Origin of the sequence: Pseudomonas sp. SWI7 (genome assembly GCF_006351945.1) — a bacterium.
GTDB classification, from domain to species: Bacteria; Pseudomonadota; Gammaproteobacteria; order Pseudomonadales; family Pseudomonadaceae; genus Aquipseudomonas; species Aquipseudomonas fulva.
Genome location: NZ_CP040930.1, coordinates 3013909 through 3032820 on the forward strand (window position 1 = coordinate 3013909; position 18912 = coordinate 3032820).

Here is an 18912-nt window from a genome sequence, read left to right on the forward strand (position 1 = left end):
AACTGCGTCAACCACTATTTTCAGAAATCGCGAGACAAGCACCTATTACCCCAATGCCAACTCAAGTCGACCTTCCCTGTCGGCGGTGTACGCGGGGAAGCGAACGGGCAACAGCCGGTATCCTCAGCACTATCAATAGCAGCCCAATAAAGGCATAGACAGCCCACTCCCGCAGGTCAGATCGCACAATCCATAGGAAATGCAGCAGCCCCAAGCCCAGTACCGCGTAGACCAGCCTGTGCAGCTTTTTCCATCGCGCGCCCAGGCGGCGCTGACTGTAGCGATTGGAGGTGACCGCCAACACCAGCAAACCCAGCAAGCCAAGCGCACCGACGATGATGTACGGCCGCTTGCGCAGCTCTACCGTCAACTGTCCCCAGTCCAACCCCAGGATAAAGAACAGATACGCCAGCACGTGCAACACGATGTAGGCAAACACCCACAGCCCAAGTTGACGTCGCACCACGATCCAGCCCGGCCAACCCGTAAGCCGCTGCAATGGCGTCATGCACAGGCTGATCAATAGAAACACCAAGGCGCCCAACCCCAATCGATCCATCAACACCTTGCCCGGATCAGGGCCCAACAGGTTGACCGAGGCCTCATAGAGCCACCAGGCCGGAAACAAGCAGCCTGCCATGAATATGCCCAGACGAAACCAGGGGTATCGCATCAGTAGTTCTTCCGCAGATCAAGCCCGTCATATAGCGACGCCACCTCATCGGCATAGCCGTTGAACATCTGAGTCTCCCGCACGTTGGGACTGAACAGCCCGCTAGGTAACCTGCGTTCACGAGCCTGGCTCCAGCGCGGGTGATCGACCGTCGGGTTCACATTGGCATAGAAACCATACTCGTCCGGGGCCAACCCCTGCCACGTGGTTTTCGGTTGTTCTGCCACCAGGCTGATGCGCACGATCGACTTGATGCTTTTGAAACCATACTTCCAAGGCACGACCAACCTGAGCGGCGCCCCGTTCTGGTTCGGCAGCTCCCGGCCATACATACCGACTGCCAGGATGGCCAACGGATGCATCGCCTCATCCAGGCGCAGCCCCTCTTCATAAGGCCAATCGATCAATGCAAAGCCAGAACGTTGGCCGGGCATGCTCTTGGGATCCTCGAGCGTTTCGAAACGGACATAACGGGCCTTGGAGGTGGGCTCGACCTGCTTGAGCACGTGCGCCAATGGAAAACCCAGCCACGGAATGACCATCGACCACGCCTCCACGCAGCGAAGCCGGTAGACACGCTCTTCAAGTTGGTAGGGTTTGACGAAGTCCTCCAGTGCATAGCGACCGGGTTTACCCACTTCCCCATCGATGACAACGCTCCAGGGTTCGGTCTTGAGGCTGTCTGCGTTGGCAGCCGGGTCGCCCTTGTCGGCCCCGAACTCATAGAAGTTGTTGTAGTGGGTGGCATCCTTGAAGGGGGTCACGGCTTCGTTCTGGACTGTCACCGCCTGCCAGCGGGTATCGGGCAGCTTTTCGGCAAACCAGGCAGGCGCCTTGCCAGCCTGTACGTCAGGATAGCGAGACGGCTCGCCAGCCAGGACATTGCCCGGCAACGTACCCAGTGCCAGACCCGCGAGCGAACCGCCCATCAGGGCGCGGCGCGAGAGATAGAGACCTTCAGGGGTGATCTCCGACGCCTTGCATTCGGAAGACCTGGAAAGCTTGATAAGCATGAGCGGCTCCACAGCACTGGATAACGGATGTACCAGTAAGACTATGGAGCCGGAGGGTTATTCCACAATTAAGCGATTATCACCCTTTTCGGCGACGCGAGCGCAGCAGGAACTGAATGGGGCCGGAAGCCGCATAGGCCAGGAAGGCCAGCAGCAGAATGCGCGGTGGATCGCTGAAGACCACCGCGAACACCAGCACCACGGCAAGGATCGCCACGAAAGGTACGCGCCCCTTGAGGTCAAGCTCCTTGAAACTGTTGTACTTGATGTTGCTGACCATCAGCATGCCTGCAGCCGCCACCAACAGCGCCACCAGGAACGAGAGCTTCGAGCCCTGGATGCCATAGTCGCTGAACGCCCATACGGTACCGGCTACCACACCGGCCGCAGCCGGGCTGGCCAGGCCGATGAAATAGCGTTTGTCGGCGGTTCCCACCTGTGTATTGAACCGCGCCAGGCGAAGCGCGGCACCGGCCACATAAATGAAGGCCACCATCCAGCCGACCTTGCCCATGTCACCCAGCGCCCAGCCAAAGGCCAGCAGGGCCGGGGCCACGCCGAAGGCGACCATGTCCGACAGCGAGTCGTACTCGGCGCCGAAGGCGCTCTGGGTATTGGTCATGCGCGCCACCCGGCCATCGAGGCCATCGAGCACCATGGCCACGAAGATGGCGATGGCAGCAAAGGCAAAATACTTGCTCGCTTCGCGTGGATCGCCAGCGCTCAGGGCACTCTGCGCGTTCATCGAACTGATGATGGAATAGAAACCGGCGAACAGGTTCGCGGTGGTGAACAGGTTGGGCAGCAGATAAATGCCGCGATGACGCACCTTGCGCCCTTCGTCGTCATGCCCCTCTTCAATGTGCTCATCGACAGGTAGCAGGCTTTCGGCGTCGGAGGGCTTGTTCGGCTCTTCGGGACGTTCGCTCATGGAGGGTACCTTGCAACAGGATGGAAAAAGTTCGACACGGGCCCGCTAAACAGGTTCTGACGGCGGGCCACTGGTCTGCTTTATACCAGAAGCTGGCTGCCAGAACGAAAAAACGCGGCCTAAGCCGCGTTTTTCATCGTTCGACGAACCTTAGTTCTTGGTCTTGTCGACGATCTTGTTGGCCGAGATCCACGGCATCATCGAACGCAGTTTCTCGCCGATGACTTCGATGCCGTGCGCGGCGTTGTTACGGCGCTTGGCGGTCATCGATGGGTAGTTGGTAGCACCTTCGGAGATGAACATCTTCGCGTACTCGCCGTCCTGGATGCGCTTGAGTGCATTGCGCATGGCTTTACGGGATTCTTCGTTGATGACTTCCGGACCGGTCACGTACTCGCCGTATTCGGCGTTGTTGGAGATCGAGTAGTTCATGTTGGCGATACCGCCTTCGTACATGAGGTCAACGATCAGCTTCAGCTCGTGCAAGCACTCGAAGTAGGCCATTTCAGGGGCATAGCCCGCTTCGACCAGAGTCTCGAAACCAGCCTTGACCAGTTCGACGGTACCGCCACACAGCACGGCCTGCTCGCCGAACAGGTCGGTTTCGGTCTCGTCCTTGAAGGTGGTTTCGATGATACCGGTACGGCCACCACCCACACCCGAGGCGTAGGACAGGGCAACGTTCTTGGCATTGCCAGAAGCATCCTGATAGATGGCGATCAGGTCAGGGATACCGCCACCTTTGACGAACTCGGAGCGCACGGTGTGACCCGGGGCTTTCGGTGCGATCATGATCACGTCGAGGTCGCCGCGTGGAACCACCTGGTTGTAGTGAATCGCGAAGCCATGGGAGAACGCCAGGGTAGCGCCCTTCTTGATGTTCGGTTCGATTTCCTGCTTGTACAGCTGGCCCTGGAATTCGTCCGGGGTCAGGATCATGACCAGGTCGGCAGCGGCGACCGCCGAGGCTACGTCGGTCACTTTCAGGCCGTGGGCTTCTGCCTTGGCAACGGTGGCCGAACCTTTACGCAGACCGATAGTGACGTCCACACCGGAGTCTTTCAGGTTGCACGCCTGAGCGTGGCCTTGGGAGCCGTAGCCGATGATGGCGACTTTCTTACCTTGGATGATGGAAAGGTCGCAGTCTTTATCGTAGAAAACTTTCATGAAATACCCCTGGTTATATCCCGGCCCCAAAGGAGCCATCGCTAATTTATTGTTGAATTCAGATGCTGAGCACTTTGTCGCCACGGGCAATGCCGGTAACGCCGCTGCGCACGGTTTCGAGAATCGATGCGGTGCCGATGGCCTGGATGAAGCTGTCCAGCTTGTCGCTGGTGCCGCTCAGTTGCACGGTGTACACGCTGGCGGTCACATCGACGATCTGGCCACGGAAGATATCCGTGGTGCGCTTGATCTCGGCACGCTGGGCACCGGTGGCCTTGACCTTGACCAACATCAGCTCGCGTTCGATATGAGCGCTTTCCGACAGGTCGACAAGCTTGACCACTTCGACCAGCTTGTTCAGGTTCTTGGTGATCTGTTCGATCACTTCGTCATGGCCAACGGTGGTCAACGTCAGACGCGACAGGGTCGGGTCTTCAGTCGGCGCCACGGTCAGGCTTTCAATGTTGTAGTTGCGCTGGGAGAACAGGCCGACCACACGGGACAAGGCACCCGGTTCGTTTTCCAGCAGCAGGGAGATGATGTGCCGCATATCAGGTACGCTCCGTCTTGCTCAGCCACATGTCACGCATCGAACCGTCCTTGATCTGCATCGGATAGACATGCTCGCTACGGTCAACCGCGATGTCGATGAACACTAGGCGATCCTTCATCGCGAAGGCTTCCTCGAGCTTGGGCTTGAGGTCCTTCAGGCTGGTAATGCGGATACCCACATGGCCATAGGCCTCGGCCAGCTTGATGAAGTCGGGCAGCGACTCGACATAAGAGTGCGAGTGACGGCCGTTGTAGGCCATGTCCTGCCACTGGCGAACCATGCCCAGCACACCGTTGTTCATGTTGACGATCTTGACCGGCAGGCCGTACTGCATGCAGGTCGACAGCTCCTGGATGTTCATCTGGATGCTGCCTTCACCGGTTACACAGGCCACGTCCTGGTCCGGGAAATTGAGCTTGATGCCCATCGCTGCCGGGAAGCCGAAGCCCATGGTGCCCAGGCCACCGGAGTTGATCCAGCGGTTGGGTTTGTTGAAGCGGTAGTACTGGGCAGCGAACATCTGGTGCTGGCCCACGTCCGAGGTCACAAAGGCATCGCCGTTGGTAACTTCGCACAGGGTCTCGATGACTTTCTGCGGCTTGATGACATTGCCGTCGCCCTTGTCATAAGGGAACAGCTCGCCATTGCCACGCCATTCGTCGATCTGCTTCCACCAGGCATCCAGCGACGCCTTCTCAGGCTGCTCGCCGATTTCCTTGAGAATGCCGATCATCTCGGACAACACGCTGTCCACTGGGCCAACGATCGGTACGTCGGCCTTGATCATCTTGGAGATCGACGCCGGGTCGATGTCGATGTGGATGATCTTGGCGTTCGGGCAGAACTTGGCCGGGCCGTTGACCACACGGTCGTCGAAACGCGCGCCTACGGCGAAGATGACATCGGCGTTGTGCATGGCCATGTTGGCGGTGAAGCTGCCATGCATGCCCAGCATGCCAAGGAACTGGCGATCGGTACCCGGGAAGCAGCCCAACCCCATGAGGGTATTGGTGACGGGCAAGTTCAGCGACTTGGCGATCTCGGTCAGGGACTCGGATCCACCACCCAGGATCACGCCGCCGCCGGCGTAGACGATTGGGCGCTTGGCAGCCAGCAGCATTTCTGCTGCCTTGCGAATCTGCCCGGAATGACCGCGCACGGCCGGGCTGTAGGAGCGCAGCTTGACCTTCTTGGGATACACGTACTCGAATTTTTCAGCCGGGTTGGTCATGTCCTTGGGGATATCGACCACCACCGGGCCTGGGCGGCCGGATTGCGCCAGGTAGAACGCTTTTTTCAGGATTTCCGGAATCTCGGTCGGGTTCTTGATCATGAAGCTGTGCTTCACGATAGGCCGGGAGATACCGATCATGTCGGTTTCCTGGAAGGCATCGGTACCTACCATGGTGCTAGGCACCTGGCCGGACAGAATGACCATCGGAATGGAGTCCATGTAGGCAGTGGCAATGCCCGTGATGGCATTGGTCGCACCCGGGCCGGACGTCACCAGCACCACGCCGGCCTTGCCGGTAGCGCGGGCGTAGCCGTCGGCCATGTGGGTCGCCGCCTGTTCGTGGCGAACCAGGATGTGCTCGACTTCCGGTTCCTTGAACAGCGCGTCGTAGACGTGCAGGAGAGCACCACCAGGGTACCCGTAGATGTGCTTAACGCCTTCGTCACGCAAGAAGCGGACGACCATCTCAGCGCCAGATAAAAGCTCCACGTTGTTCACCTCTAAAACGCCAGAATACCGCCCCAACAGGCGGGTCTTAATAGGTTTACTGCCAAGCAGAGCATGAGCGAACGTCAGCACTGACTGAGCAAGTATTGGGAGCTCCCCAGAGTGTTGCGGGGGTTTCCCACCCAGCGCGAGGTAACGCGTTGCGGGGTGTAACAGGTCGGCGCGGGTGTGCGCCTCATGATCTGCTTAGCGGGTCTGCTTCTGGCAGTCCCACTACAGCGGAAGTTGGATTCTTGTGATTTGGCGGCGACAAGTCAAGAAAAATTATTGCCAATTTTCAGCCAAGATGAATTCCTGGCACCACTAAAAATCACTAAAGCAGCAGGAAAATTAAGATTTCCATAAAAAAGGGCCACAATCTGCGGCCCTTGAAGGAAAATTGGAAGAAATCAGGCGGTCGGGGCGATCAATTGGTCGAATGCTGCCAACAGTCGGCGCAGCTCCCGGCTCTGGTCCGGGCGGTTCACGAACACGGTTTCAGCCATGGTGAGGATCCCCGACGCATTGGGCAATGGATGACCCAACTCGATGATGATCTTCATGCGCGGCAGAAAAATCCACTGCAGCCACTGCTCGAAACGCAAGGTGTCGACCGCAAAGGGCACCGTGCTCTCCAGGGCATCGTCGTCAGGCGCCTCGTCGTCCCACCAACCTTGCACCTGCAACTCACGCTCGATCAGCATCAGGTGATCGGCAATGGCCAGTACCCGCGGTTCCACCGTCACGAGCTCACCCGTGCCTTTTGCCGTGCCTGCGCTGCCCCGGCACTGTCGCCTTGCTTTTCACGCGCCTGGGCGATCGTATTCCACAACTCGGCCTGCAAGCTCGGACGACCATTGGCATAGGTCAGCGCACGGCGCGCCAACTGCTCGGCCTGCGGGGCGTCGCCCTGGGACAGCCTTACCTGCGCCAACCGGTAGAGCACCTGCGGCTCGCGCGGTGCGATCCGCTGGGCCCGCTCCAGGCTCGACGCCGCGCCGTTGAAATCGCCGCTGCCCTGCTGCGTCTGGGCGGTGGTCAGCAGTGCCAGCACCGGCCCATCGAGCTGTTCGTCAGCGGACAACCCGCCGCCAGCGCCGCTACGCGGAATGCCGGTAGGCGCGCTGTTGGCCTTGGGGGCCGATGCGCTGTTCATTGACGCGATATCGAAAGGCTCGTCGGCAATGGGGTTAGGGTCAGTGGTAATCGGTTGGGCGTTAACCGGCTCGGTGGTGATCGGCGTCGTGCTGATAGGCGCCGCGCCATTGCCAGCAGGGAACGTCTGGATGCCGGACGCCCCGGCCCCCTGGGGAATCATCACCGTGACGCCGGAATCCTCCGGCAGGGTCTGCGCCTGGGGCGTGCCGGCGTTGATGCCAGGGGCCTGGCGCTTGGCCGTGACGCGCTCGCTGTTGGACACGCGGGTACTGGAGTCGACCACCGGTATATTGCCGCGAGGCACGCTGGAGCACCCCTGGAGCACCACCAGCGCCGTCACGGCAGGAAACAGCCACTTGTTCACGTCACACCTCTTCAATGCAGCCTGTGCTTAATTCATCCAGCCCTTGACCCAGTCCATGACCGATTCAGCTGGATTCTGCTCGCCGCCACAGGTCGCGCCGGCAGGCGGTTCACTCCCGCGAATATACGGCATCTGCACGGCGCCCGGACAGCTGCTGTCAGACCCCTGGCCGCTGTACGGATCGATCCAGGCCTGCACAACGTTGTCGGGCTGGGGCATGTCGAGCGGCAGTGGGTCGGCTTTTTTCATGAAGCTGGTCCACACCTGCAGCGCGCCGGTAGCGCCGGTGAAGGGCGTTTTACCGTTGTCGTCGCGGCCCATCCAGACCACTGCCAGCAGGTCCTGGCTGAAGCCTGAGAACCAGCTGTCACGTGAATCGTTGCTGGTACCGGTCTTGCCCGCCAGGGTGAGGGTGCGCGGCAAGGTGTTGTATACCGAGCGCCCGGTGCCTTCACGCATGACCCGCTGCATGGCGTTCTGGACCAGGTAGATGGCCGCCGGGTCGAACGTCTGCTGGATCTGGAACGGGTAGCGCTTGAGCGGTTCGCCTTCGGCTGTCAGTACACTGCGAATACCGCGCATCGGCGTGTTGAAGCCGCCGTTGGCCAGGGTCTGGTACATGGTCGCGACCTGCATCGGCGACATCCCGCCTGCACCCAGCAACATCGATGGGAACGCCGGCCAGTCCACATCCACACCCAGGCGCCCGATGGTCTTGATCACGTTCGGCACACCCACTTCCAGGCCGAGCTTGGCGGTGGAGAGGTTGTACGAGTGCGCCAGCCCCTGGTACAGGTAGATGGTGCCGTGCGAACGCCTGTCGTAGTTCTGCGGGCGCCATACCTGTCCGTTGGCAGCCTTGACCGAGAACGGTTCGTCCTGCACCCAGCTGGTCAGGGTGTACTTGCTCGGCTGCTCGAGGGCCGTCAGGTACACCGCCGGCTTGACCAGGGAACCAATCGGGCGCACGGCATCGATGGCTCGGTTGAAGCCGGCAAAGCCCGACTGGCGGCTGCCGATCAGTGCCTGCACCTCGCCGGTCTCCGGGTTGGTCACGACCATCGCCGATTCCACCTCGTCGGCGCCCTTGCGCCCGGCCAGGCGCTTGAACGTCTCGTTCATCGAAGTTTCGGCTTTCATCTGCAGGATCGGGTCGAAGCTGGTGAAAATGCGCAGCCCTTCTTCGGTCAAGTCTTCGTCGCGGTAGTCCTGACGCAGCTGGCGCTTGACCAGGTCGAGGAAGGCCGGGAACGAACTGTCGGCCAGACTGCCGCGCTTGGTGACGCCCAGCGGCATCTTCTTCGCCGCATCCACTTCGGCCTGGCTGGCCACACCCTGCTCGGCGACCAGGTCCAGTACCAGGTTACGCCTGGCCAACGCACGTTCCGGGTAACGGCGCGGGTTGTAGTAGGACGGGCCCTTGACCATGCCGACCAGCAACGCAATTTGATGCAGCTTGAGCTCGGACAACGGCTGGCTGAAGAAGAACTGGCTGGCCAGGCCGAAACCGTGCACGGCACGCTGACCGTCCTGGCCGACGAACACCTCGTTAAGGTAGGCCTCCAGGATTTCGCGCTTGTCGTAATGCAGTTCCAGCAATACCGCCATCATCGCCTCGGTCAGCTTGCGGCTCAGGCTGCGCTCACTGGTGAGGTAGAAGTTCTTGACCAACTGCTGGGTCAGGGTACTGCCACCCTGGCGCATCGATCCGGACGAGGTATTGACCCACATGGCCCGGGCGATGGATTTGGGCGACACGCCCAAGTGACTGTAGAAATCGCGGTCTTCGGTGGCCACAAGGGTTTCGAGCAGGTACTTGGGCACCTGGTCGATCTTGATCAGGATGCGATCCTCCAGGTTCTTGGGGTAGATGCCGCCGATCATCAGCGGCTCCAGCCGCACCACATCCAAGGCCTTGCCGTCGGCGCCCGCCAGTCCCGCCACGTAATCACCGGAGAACCGTACACGGACGAACTGGGCAGGCTCCATGCCCTCATAGAACTGGAACCCACGTGTATTGAGGTCCACCGTGTTGCCGTTCACCGCTGCCGCGCCTGGCCCATTGGCGGCACTTTCACGGCGATAACCCAGCGCGTCGAGTTCGGTGAGGAAGTCGTTCTTGCTCAGTTTCTGGCCGGTGAACAGCTCCAGCGGCCTGGCATACACCTTGGCGGGGATAGTCCAGCGCTTGCCGGAAAACTTTTCCTGCACGACGGCATCGAGGTAGACCGCGAAGCCAGCGATGATCACCAAGCCGACCAGGCTGAGCTTCAAAGCCCAGCCCAGCCAGGCACGGGAGCGGCCGGTCGGGCGTTTTTTGGGGGTACGGGAATTTCGAGATCGAGTCATGGCGGCGGATTATACGCACTTTACTGAGGCTGGGCAGGCGGCCCGGCGGTAGGCAGGGACGGCACCATTGACCATAATGGCCGATTCGAATTCCCTGCCCCCGGAAGGATTTCCCGTGAGCCAAGCCCTCATCACTGCGTTGCAGAACCCTGCCCTGTACCCCCACCCCGTGGATGGGTTCCACCTCATCGAGACGCATATCTCCTGGGTATTGCTCACGGGTGAGTATGCCTACAAGATCAAGAAGCCGATGAACTTCGGCTTCCTCGACTTCACCCACCTGGATCAGCGCCAGCACTTCTGCAACGAAGAACTGCGCCTGAATCAGCGCCTGACCGACGGTCTGTACCTGGAGGTACTGCCAATCACCGGCACCGCCGACGCCCCGCAGATCGGTGGAGAGGGCCAGGCCATCGAATTCGCCTTGAAAATGCGCCAATTCCCACAGGGACAGATGCTGTCAACTCTCCAGGCCAACGGTGAGCTGACCGCTGCCCATGTCGACCAGATGGCCCGCCAGATCGCCGAGTTCCACATGCAGGCGCCTCGCGTGCCGGTGGAGCACCCGCTGGGTACGCCAGAAAGCGTGATGGCACCGGTGGAGCAGAACTTCGAACAGATCCGTCCGTTTCTGAGCGACAAGGCCGACCTGCAACAGCTCGACGCCCTGCAAGCTTGGGCGCGCAGCAGTTTCGACCGCTTGCATGGGCTGCTCGAACGCCGCAAGGCCGAAGGTTTCATTCGCGAATGCCACGGCGACATTCACCTGGGCAACGCGACCCTGATCGATGGCCAGGTGGTGATCTTCGATTGCATCGAATTCAATGAGCCCTTCCGCCTGACCGACGTCTATGCCGATACCGGCTTCCTGGCCATGGACCTCGAGGACCGCGGGCTCAAGTGCCTGGCCCGGCGTTTCATCAGCCAGTACCTGGAACTGACCGGCGACTATGAAGGGCTGGAGTTGCTCAACTTCTACAAGGCCTACCGCGCCCTGGTGCGTGCCAAGGTCGCGCTGTTCAGCATGCCTGCCGACGCCGATGGCGTACAGAAGGCCACGACCCTGCGTACCTACCGCAACTACGCCAATCTCGCAGAAAGCTACAGCGCCATTCCTTCACGCCTGCTGGCCATTACCCATGGGGTTTCGGCAGTCGGCAAGAGCCATGTCGCCATGCGTCTGGTCGAAGCGCTGGGCGCCGTGCGCGTGCGCTCGGATGTGGAACGCAAACGTCTGTTCGGCGAACAGGCGCAAGACACGACAGGCCAGTTGAGCGCAGGCATCTACGACCAAGAGGCCAGTGCAGCCACTTACGAGCGCCTTCACCAGATTGCAGGTACCGTGCTGCGGGCAGGCTTGCCGGTGGTACTCGACGCCACCTACCTCAAGCATGCACAGCGCCAAGCCGCCGCCGACGTCGCGAGCCAAACAGGCGTCCCCTTCCTGATCCTCGATTGCCATGCCCCGGATGCCGTGATCAGCAGCTGGCTGCAGCAACGCCAGGCGCAGAACCAGGATCCGTCGGATGCCACCCTGGAGGTCGTTCAGGCCCAACAGGCAAGCCGTGAGCCGTTGGCTGCCGAGGAAGTCGCCTTGAGCACGCCGGTAGACACCCAGGCGAGCAGCAGCATGGACCATGTCATCGAGCAAATCCGTCAGCGCCTGCCAGGGCTCTGATACCTGAAGCGGCAAGACGCCGTTTCAAGCGACGCGCCTCCGACCTGCGGCCTTGTCAAAAGGCCGCGCACGTGTAGGGCCCCGCTACACTTGCTCCAGCGCCATGCGCTCTTTCCTCAACCATCGCAAGGAGGCGTGATGACCGAGGATCTGCAATGCCTGAAAAACCTTGGCAAGACGTCAGTCCAGTGGCTTAAGGCCGCCGGCGTGCAAACCCCGTCGGATCTGCGCCGCCTTGGCGCAGTCCAGGCCTACTTGACGGTGAAGGCTCGCGGTTTTCGCGCTACCAAGGTACTGCTGTTCGCCATCGAAGGCGCCCTGCTGGATGTTGCCTGGAGAGCGCTGCCGCACCCGCGCAAGACGGCACTGCTCGAGCTGCTGGAAGCCGCCACTCGGCGCGAGGCAAAAATAAAGTGTAATAAGCTATTGACCCATGAATGAGAATCGTTATGATTATCACAACTGGTCGCGAGACTGGTTGGATAACCTCAGGGCCCTTGGTTCGGACTCTCAGATTATCTCCTCATCAGGCTAATCACGGTTATTGACCCGGCACTTTGCCGGGTCTTTTTTTGCCTGGCTGTTCAGGTCGAGTACCCGACCGACGTCATGAACACGCCTGCTTCTCTTTCAGCGGGCGATGACCAACGGATGCCCACGCTCAGGGTGCGCCTGCACGATGACATCGATTCCGAAGACAGCCTTGAGCGCCTCTGGGGTGAGCACACCGGCAGGGCTGGCCAAGGCGTAACTGCGCCCCTGTTCCAGCAACAGGATCTGGTCACAGAACCGCGCTGCCAGGTTAAGGTCATGCAGAATGAGCAAAACGGCAGCGCCACGATCTGCGAAACGACGCACCGCCTCCAGGGTCGTGTGCTGGTGCAGCGGGTCGAGCATGGAGGTGGGCTCGTCGAGCAACAACGTCACGCCCTCTTCGCCCGGCCACAACTGCGCCATCACCCGTGCCAGGTGCACCCGCTGGCGCTCGCCACCCGACAGCGCCAGGTAACTGCGCCGTGCAAGGTGGGCTGCATCTGCTGCCTGCAATGCCGCCTCCACAATCTGTGCGTCACGCAGGCGCCCTGTGGCATGCGGCATGCGCCCCATCCCCACAACGTCCTGCACCTGGAACGCAAAACCGAGGCTGGCCACCTGTGGCAACACCGCCAATCGCTGCGCGCGCTCGGGGCCGGCCCAGCCCGACAGCGGTCGCCCTTGCAGTGTCACTCGCCCCTGCGCAGGCACGAGTTCGCCACTGAGCGCTCCCAACAGACTGCTTTTGCCCGCACCATTCGGCCCCAATACACCGACGATCTGCCCAGGCGGTAGCTGCAGATCGATACCCCGCAGAACGTCCTGTTGACCACGGCGCAGGTAGAGGCCTTCGGTTTGCAGCATCACGCGCGCCCTCGGATCAGCAGGTACAGGAAAAACGGCGCGCCAATGAAAGCGGTGACGATACCAATGGGAAGCTCGGCAGGGGCCAGCAGCAGCCGCGCCACCAGATCGGCCATCAGCATCAAGGCGCCACCTGCCAACAAGGAGGCAGGTAATACCACCCGGTGGTCAGGGCCGGCCAGCATTCGCACCAAATGCGGAACCACCAGGCCGATGAAACCGATCAAGCCCGCTGCGGCCACCGCCGCCCCGACACCCAATGCCGTGCAGAACACCAACTCGCGCTTCAAGCGCTCGACGTCGATACCCAGATGGCGGGCTTCGGACTCCCCCAGCATCAGCACGTTGAGCGCCCTCGCCCGGCGAGGTAGCCAGAGCGAAACGCCCGTCGCGACCAGCAGCAGAGGCCAGATCCGCGCGTAACTTGCGCCATTGAGGCTGCCCAGGTTCCAGAACGTCAAGGTGCGCAGGATGGCGTCATCTGCCAGGTAGCTGAAGAGCCCCACGGTCGCGCCGCCCAGTGCGGTCATGGCCACCCCGGCCAGCAGCATGGTGGCCACATTGGTCTGCCCGTCGCGCCTGCCTAGCCGGTATACCAGCGCGGTCACACCCAGTCCGCCTAGAAACGCACACAGCGACAACAGATACGGTGACAAACCCTCGGGTATGTTACCCAGCCATTGACTCCCAACGATCGCGACTGCGGCGCCAACCGCCGCACCGGCCGCCACGCCTACCAGCCCAGGGTCTGCCAGCGGGTTGCGAAACAACCCCTGCATGGCCACCCCCGACAAGGCCAGCACCGCGCCCACAGCCAGCCCCAGCAGCGTTCGCGGGAGGCGGATCTGACCAATGATCATCTGCGCCTGCTGCAAACCCTCTGCTGCAAGCGGTACACCCAAAAGCCGCAAGCTGGCCTGCAGGGTATCGGTCAGCGGCAGACTCACGGGCCCCAGCGACAAGGAAAGCAGGATGGCGAGCACGCATGCACAGCCCAGCCAGATGAACAACGTTCGCGGTCGAACCCGTGGCCTCATGGCGCGAAGCGGATAGTGGCCGACGGATAGAACGCAGCGGCCAGCACCCTAAGCGTGGCTGGCAAGCGCGGCCCCAGCCCACCGACCAGCAAGGTCGGGTCAAGCTGAACCAGGCGCTGATCGTGCACTGCACGCGAGGCGGCCAGTGCAGGGTTTTCCTTCAACAGTGCCTGCAAGGCTGCTTGATCGGTGAGCACGCGGTCCGAGAACACGATGACGTCCGGGTCCAGCGCCGCGAGCGCCTCGCTGGAAAAGTCCTTGTAGCCCTGATGGGTTGCAAGGTTACGCCCCCCGGCCTGCTGCAAGACCCAATCCCCTGCCGTGCCGGTACCTGCCAACAGCGGCTTGGCACCGGCATGCCCCACGAGCAACACCACGCCGGGCGCGGGCTGCTCGGCTTGTGCCTGGCGTACCTTGTCGTGCAGTTCATCGAGCTGATGGCGAAAGTCTTCAGTCGCACGTGCGGCCTGCGCCTGGGCCCCAAGCAGCTCGCCCAGGCGCTTGAGGGTCTGCCCGAGGGCATCGATATCGGGCTGGCTGGAGAACACCTCGACGGGCACGCCGGCCCTGGTGATCTGTGCCAACACCGGCGGTGGGCCCATTTCATCCGTACCTATCAACCTGTCAGGGCGCAGGCTCAGAATGCCTTCGGCGGACAACTGGCGCTGATAACCAATACTGGGCAGTGCTTTCAAGGAGGCTGGATGTTGGCTGGTGGTATCGACGCCGACCAACCGCCGCTCAGCGCCCAACGCGACCACCCACTCGCTCAAGGCACCGCCAGCACTGACCCAACGGCTTGACTGTTCGGCTGCCAGGGCCTTGGTGCAGAGCAGTGGGCAGGCGGCAAGAACAAGCACGGCGGCAAGGCGACGCATCATTGGATTTCCTTTATTGGATTGGCCCCCACACCTTGTAGCAGGCGGCAGAACTGCGCACCATGCAACGCCAGGCGCAGCGAATGACAGCCATTTGATAATTGTTCGCATTGACGCGTCAAGTCGACCACCGTTCCAAGAGTCAGGCCTGCCATGCACTTTCTTTGCCCCTCCCACAGCTTGCCCGAAGGCCAGAGCCGCCCGTTCGATGTAGACGGCGTTCTCCTGCTCGGCGTTCGCCGCCAAGGCAGCGTCTACCTCTACCGCAACCGCTGCCCGCACCGTGGCATTGCATTGAACGGGCCGCAGGAACGTTTTCTGGACGACAGCAACAGCCTTATTCACTGTAGCCACCACGGCGCACTCTTTTTGATCGAGACGGGCGAATGTGTGTCCGGGCCTTGCGAAGGCGAGTCGTTGCAGGCCCTGGACTGCCTCGAAGACAGTCAGGGCATCTGGCTCAAGGCGTGAGGATCACCGGCAGGCGCCGGTCAATGACGATGCCCTCGGCATCCAGCCGGGTCCCATAGGCCAGCACTTCGACCCCCTCGGCCGCCGCCACCTTCAGCGCTTGGGCATAGGCCATGTCGATCTCATCGGCCGGTCGTACGGCCTCGATTCCCGTCAGGTTCACGCAATACAGCTGAACCGCGCGTATGCCTTGACGCGCCAGCTTGGCCAGCTCGCGCAGGTGCTTGGCACCGCGCTGGGTGACGGCGTCCGGAAACGCCGCCGTGGTGCTGTCGGCGTAACCCAGGGTTACGCTTTTCACTTCCACGTAAGCCGGTGCACCGTCGAATTCCAGACGAAAATCGATGCGACTGCCTTCTTCACCGTAGGCCACCTCCCGCTTGAGTGCAGTGAAACCTGCCATTTCGGTGATGATCCCCGCCCGCAGCGCCTCCTCCACCAATGCGTTGGCGCGGCCGGTGTTGACGCACGCCAGCCTACCTTGCGGGGTTTCGCTGATTTCCCAGGTGCCTGGCAGTTTGCGTTTCGGGTCACTTGAGCGACTGAACCACACCAGGCCACCCTCGCGCATGCAATTGAGCATGGAGCCGGTGTTGGGGCAATGGATGGTCAGCTGCTCGCCAGTGGCCAGTTCGATGTCGGCCAGAAAGCGCTTGTACCGGCGCAGCAGCCGACCTTGTTCAAGGGCAGGAGAAAAGCGCATCAGCCCTGCCAGCTCTGCAGGCCACGGGCAATCCGCTGGACCGCTTGCTCCAGGCGCGGCAGGCTTTGGGTGTAGGCGAAGCGCACATGATGGCCGGCCAGGTGGCGACCAAAGTCCAGCCCAGGGGTAAACGCCACGTGCTCGGTTTCCAGGAAATGTCGGCAGAAGCCGAAGGCATCACCCCCGAATGCGCTGATATCGGCGTACAGATAAAACGCGCCCTGGGGCTCCACGGCGATTTTGAAACCCAGGCTGCGCAGGGCTGGCAGCAGGTAATCACGGCGTTTGGCAAATTCTGCCCGGCGCGCCTCGAAGATCCCGAGCGCCTCCGGCTGGAAGCAGGCCAGCGCGGCGTGCTGGGCCATGCTGGGTGCGCTGATGTAGAGGTTTTGCGCCAATTTCTCAAGGTCAGCCACCGCATCTTCGGGTGCCACCAACCAACCCAGGCGCCAACCGGTCATGCCGAAATATTTGGAAAAGCTATTTAGCACAAACGCCGAATCGTCCACCTCGAGCACGCTGGGCGCGTCCATGCCATAGGTCAGGCCGTGGTAGATCTCGTCCACGACCAGGTGACCGGCGCGGGCGCGCGTGGCTTGGGCAAGGCTGGCCAACGCCTCGCGCCCCAGCACCGTCCCCGTCGGGTTGGCAGGTGATGCCACCAAGGCGCCGACCGTATCGGCATTCCAGTGTTTATGCACCAGCTCTGCATCGAGCTGATAGTTCACCTCAGGCCCTACGGGCACCAACTGCGCCCCGCCCTCGACCAGGCGCAAGAAGTGGCGATTGCACGGGTAGCCCGGGTCGGCCAGCAACCAATGCTTGCCGGGATCGACCAGCAGGCTGCTGGCCAGCAGCAGCGCCCCGGAACCACCTGGCGTGATCAGGATGCGCTCCGGATCGACGTCAAGGCCGTAGCGCTGACCATAGAAACCGGCGATTGCCTGGCGCAGTGCCGGCAGACCACGGGCGGCCGTGTACCGGGTGTGGCCTTCGGCAAGCGCGGCTTGCCCAGCGGCAACGATGGGCGCCGCCGTGGTGAAGTCCGGCTCGCCGATCTCGAGGTGGATCACGTCATGCCCGGCTGCCTGCAGCTCATTGGCACGCGCCAGCAGCGCCATGACATGGAAGGGTTCGATGGCGCGACTGCGCGCACTGTAGGGTTGGGCCATGTCCTTCTCTCAATCGGGTCTAAACTTGGGATTCTACCCTTGCGCGCAATCGAACGTACGGTTCGCGCCGGTGTCAGTAAGCAGGATCGGGCGGGCTAGCGCACCCCCGATCTATCTGGTAAGTTCGGCGGCTCGCAGTCGCAGGGCCGGCGGTCGCCGGAGATGGAGCATCCTGCGCATAGGATCAGATGAGTGAGAGGCGGTCTATTCATGTCCACCGTAGAAAAGCAAAAAACCGGTCAAACCATGTACGGTGTCGAGCCCTATCAAGAGACCAAGGGCGAAGAATACATGGGTGAGCCCATGAAGAAGCACTTCACCAAGCTTCTCAATGCCTGGAAAGGCGAGCTCATGCAGAGCGTGGACCGCACCGTGGACCACATGAAGGACGAAGCGGCGAACTTCCCCGACCCGGCCGACCGTGCCAGCCAGGAAGAAGAATTCGCCCTCGAGCTGCGCAACCGCGACCGCGAGCGCAAGCTGATCAAGAAAATCGACAAGACCCTGCAAAAGATTCAGGACGAAGAATACGGCTGGTGCGATTCCTGCGGGATCGAGATTGGCTTGCGCCGTCTGGAGGCCCGTCCTACCGCCGACCTGTGCTTTGACTGCAAGGAAATTGCCGAGAAGAAAGAAAAGACCGTCGGCAAAGGCTGATCGTCTTCTTCTCCAAACGGGGCGCATCATGCGCCCCGCTTCATTTATATGCCCTGCCCGATCATGACCCAGTCCCGTTACATCGGCCGCTTTGCCCCCACCCCCAGCGGTTTCCTGCATTTTGGCTCCCTGGTAGCCGCCCTGGCGTCCTGGCTGGACGCCCGAGCCGTGGGCGGGCGTTGGCTGCTGCGCATGGAGGACACCGACCCGCCACGGGAAATGCCCGGCGCGCGCGATGCCATCCTGCAAACCCTGGAGCGCTACGGCCTGGAATGGGATGGCGAAGTGGCTTTCCAGAGCCTGCGCTTTGATGTTTATGCCAGCGTGGTCGACCGCCTGTTCAACATGGGCCTGGCATACGCCTGCACCTGTTCGCGCAAGCAGCTGGAAGCGTACGGCGGCATCTACCCCGGCTTTTGTCGCAACGCCGGGCACGCCCGCGAAGGTGCGGCGATTCGTATCCGGGTACCGGAGCTGACCTACCGCTTCACCGACCGGGTTCAAGGTGAGTACGAGCAGCACCTGGGCCGCGACGTCGGCGACTTCGTCATTCAGCGCCGCGACGGGCTCTATGCCTATCAGTTGGCGGTGGTGCTCGATGACGCCTGGCAAGGCATCACCGACATCGTGCGCGGCGCCGACTTGCTCGACAACACTCCCCGTCAACTGTACCTGCAGGAGTTGCTCGGCTTCACGCAGCCGCGCTACCTGCATGTCCCGCTGATCGTCCAGCCTGACGGCCACAAGCTGGGCAAGTCGTACCGCTCCCCGCCCTTGCAGGCCGACCAGGCTACCCCGCTGCTGCTGCGCGCGCTCAGGGCACTGGGCCAGGACACGCCCGCGCAGCTCGCAAGCGCCACCCCGGCCGAAGTGCTGGCCCTGGCACGTGCGCAGTGGCGGCCCGAACGCATTGCCCAGCGCACCACGGTCCCTGAGGCCGACTTGCGCTAGGCCGGGTTTCGATAACCCGCCAACCTGAATCAAAAGGCC

19 protein-coding genes are annotated in these 18912 nt (G+C 61.7%); 5 read left to right on the forward strand and 14 right to left on the reverse strand.

The window, feature by feature from the left end:
- Positions 1-61: 61 nt before the first annotated feature.
- From msrQ to mrcB, 9 genes are all read right to left on the reverse strand, one after another.
- On the reverse strand, positions 62-673 hold the full coding sequence (gene msrQ, locus FH041_RS13855; RefSeq protein WP_028687827.1) for a protein-methionine-sulfoxide reductase heme-binding subunit MsrQ: 612 nt from the start codon (positions 671-673) through the stop codon (positions 62-64).
- Positions 673-1686, reverse strand: coding sequence for a protein-methionine-sulfoxide reductase catalytic subunit MsrP (gene msrP / locus FH041_RS13860; protein ID WP_049696571.1), 1014 nt, complete (start codon positions 1684-1686; stop codon positions 673-675). The genes msrQ and msrP overlap by 1 nt, the downstream gene beginning before the upstream one ends.
- Before the next feature lie 79 nt (positions 1687-1765).
- Positions 1766-2617, reverse strand: a complete 852-nt coding sequence (pssA, locus tag FH041_RS13865; RefSeq protein ID WP_023533151.1) for a CDP-diacylglycerol--serine O-phosphatidyltransferase — start codon at positions 2615-2617, stop codon at positions 1766-1768.
- Between the two features lie 150 nt (positions 2618-2767).
- On the reverse strand, positions 2768-3784 hold the full coding sequence (gene ilvC, locus FH041_RS13870) for a ketol-acid reductoisomerase (RefSeq protein ID WP_023533144.1): 1017 nt from the start codon (positions 3782-3784) through the stop codon (positions 2768-2770).
- 58 nt (positions 3785-3842) lie between these two features.
- Positions 3843-4334 carry an acetolactate synthase small subunit gene (ilvN, locus tag FH041_RS13875; protein WP_003250040.1) on the reverse strand — a complete coding sequence of 164 codons (492 nt, stop codon included), beginning with the start codon at positions 4332-4334 and terminating at the stop codon, positions 3843-3845.
- A gap of 1 nt (position 4335) precedes the next feature.
- On the reverse strand, positions 4336-6060 hold the full coding sequence (locus tag FH041_RS13880) for an acetolactate synthase 3 large subunit (RefSeq protein WP_023533127.1): 1725 nt from the start codon (positions 6058-6060) through the stop codon (positions 4336-4338).
- A 407-nt stretch (positions 6061-6467) separates the two neighbouring features.
- The gene (locus FH041_RS13885) at positions 6468-6761 is read right to left on the reverse strand and encodes a YqcC family protein (RefSeq protein WP_049696753.1); all 294 of its coding nucleotides are present in this window, start codon (positions 6759-6761) and stop codon (positions 6468-6470) included.
- A gap of 38 nt (positions 6762-6799) precedes the next feature.
- Positions 6800-7579, reverse strand: a complete 780-nt coding sequence (locus tag FH041_RS13890; RefSeq protein ID WP_027915386.1) for a tetratricopeptide repeat protein — start codon at positions 7577-7579, stop codon at positions 6800-6802.
- A gap of 27 nt (positions 7580-7606) precedes the next feature.
- Positions 7607-9928, reverse strand: coding sequence for a penicillin-binding protein 1B (gene mrcB / locus FH041_RS13895; protein ID WP_028687825.1), 2322 nt, complete (start codon positions 9926-9928; stop codon positions 7607-7609).
- A 115-nt stretch (positions 9929-10043) separates the two neighbouring features.
- On the opposite strand from mrcB, the gene FH041_RS13900 reads away from it, so the two are divergent.
- Together FH041_RS13900 and FH041_RS13905 are read left to right on the forward strand one after the other, a co-directional pair.
- A complete protein-coding gene (locus FH041_RS13900) occupies positions 10044-11606 on the forward strand; it encodes a bifunctional aminoglycoside phosphotransferase/ATP-binding protein (RefSeq protein WP_049696572.1) in 1563 nt (520 codons plus the stop codon).
- A gap of 138 nt (positions 11607-11744) precedes the next feature.
- On the forward strand, positions 11745-12047 hold the full coding sequence (locus tag FH041_RS13905; protein WP_027915389.1) for a TfoX/Sxy family protein: 303 nt from the start codon (positions 11745-11747) through the stop codon (positions 12045-12047).
- Between the two features lie 189 nt (positions 12048-12236).
- Here FH041_RS13905 and FH041_RS13910 read toward each other — a convergent pair whose 3' ends face one another.
- From FH041_RS13910 to FH041_RS13920, 3 genes are read right to left on the reverse strand one after another with little or no spacing between them, the layout of a single operon-like run.
- Positions 12237-13004 (reverse strand): heme ABC transporter ATP-binding protein, encoded by a 768-nt coding sequence (locus FH041_RS13910; RefSeq protein ID WP_049696573.1) that lies wholly within the window; start codon positions 13002-13004, stop codon positions 12237-12239.
- On the reverse strand, positions 13004-13987 hold the full coding sequence (locus FH041_RS13915) for an iron ABC transporter permease (protein ID WP_176417790.1): 984 nt from the start codon (positions 13985-13987) through the stop codon (positions 13004-13006). The genes FH041_RS13910 and FH041_RS13915 overlap by 1 nt, the downstream gene beginning before the upstream one ends.
- A 50-nt stretch (positions 13988-14037) precedes the next feature.
- The gene (locus FH041_RS13920; RefSeq protein ID WP_049696575.1) at positions 14038-14922 is read right to left on the reverse strand and encodes a hemin ABC transporter substrate-binding protein; all 885 of its coding nucleotides are present in this window, start codon (positions 14920-14922) and stop codon (positions 14038-14040) included.
- Between the two features lie 150 nt (positions 14923-15072).
- Here FH041_RS13920 and FH041_RS13925 point away from each other — a divergent pair, with 150 nt between their 5' ends.
- The gene (locus FH041_RS13925) at positions 15073-15390 is read left to right on the forward strand and encodes a Rieske 2Fe-2S domain-containing protein (protein ID WP_049696576.1); all 318 of its coding nucleotides are present in this window, start codon (positions 15073-15075) and stop codon (positions 15388-15390) included.
- Here the strand turns inward: FH041_RS13925 and sfsA are convergent.
- Complete coding sequence (gene sfsA, locus FH041_RS13930) at positions 15380-16093, reverse strand: DNA/RNA nuclease SfsA (RefSeq protein WP_088523496.1); 714 nt, start codon at positions 16091-16093, stop codon at positions 15380-15382. The genes FH041_RS13925 and sfsA overlap by 11 nt on opposite strands.
- Positions 16093-17265, reverse strand: a complete 1173-nt coding sequence (locus tag FH041_RS13935) for a pyridoxal phosphate-dependent aminotransferase (RefSeq protein ID WP_049696577.1) — start codon at positions 17263-17265, stop codon at positions 16093-16095. The genes sfsA and FH041_RS13935 overlap by 1 nt, the downstream gene beginning before the upstream one ends.
- A gap of 210 nt (positions 17266-17475) precedes the next feature.
- Between FH041_RS13935 and dksA the strand changes: the two genes are divergently transcribed.
- Both dksA and gluQRS read left to right on the forward strand, forming a co-directional pair.
- On the forward strand, positions 17476-17922 hold the full coding sequence (gene dksA, locus FH041_RS13940; protein ID WP_023533176.1) for an RNA polymerase-binding protein DksA: 447 nt from the start codon (positions 17476-17478) through the stop codon (positions 17920-17922).
- A gap of 63 nt (positions 17923-17985) precedes the next feature.
- A complete protein-coding gene (gene gluQRS / locus FH041_RS13945) occupies positions 17986-18873 on the forward strand; it encodes a tRNA glutamyl-Q(34) synthetase GluQRS (protein WP_028687816.1) in 888 nt (295 codons plus the stop codon).
- Positions 18874-18912: the final 39 nt, after the last annotated feature.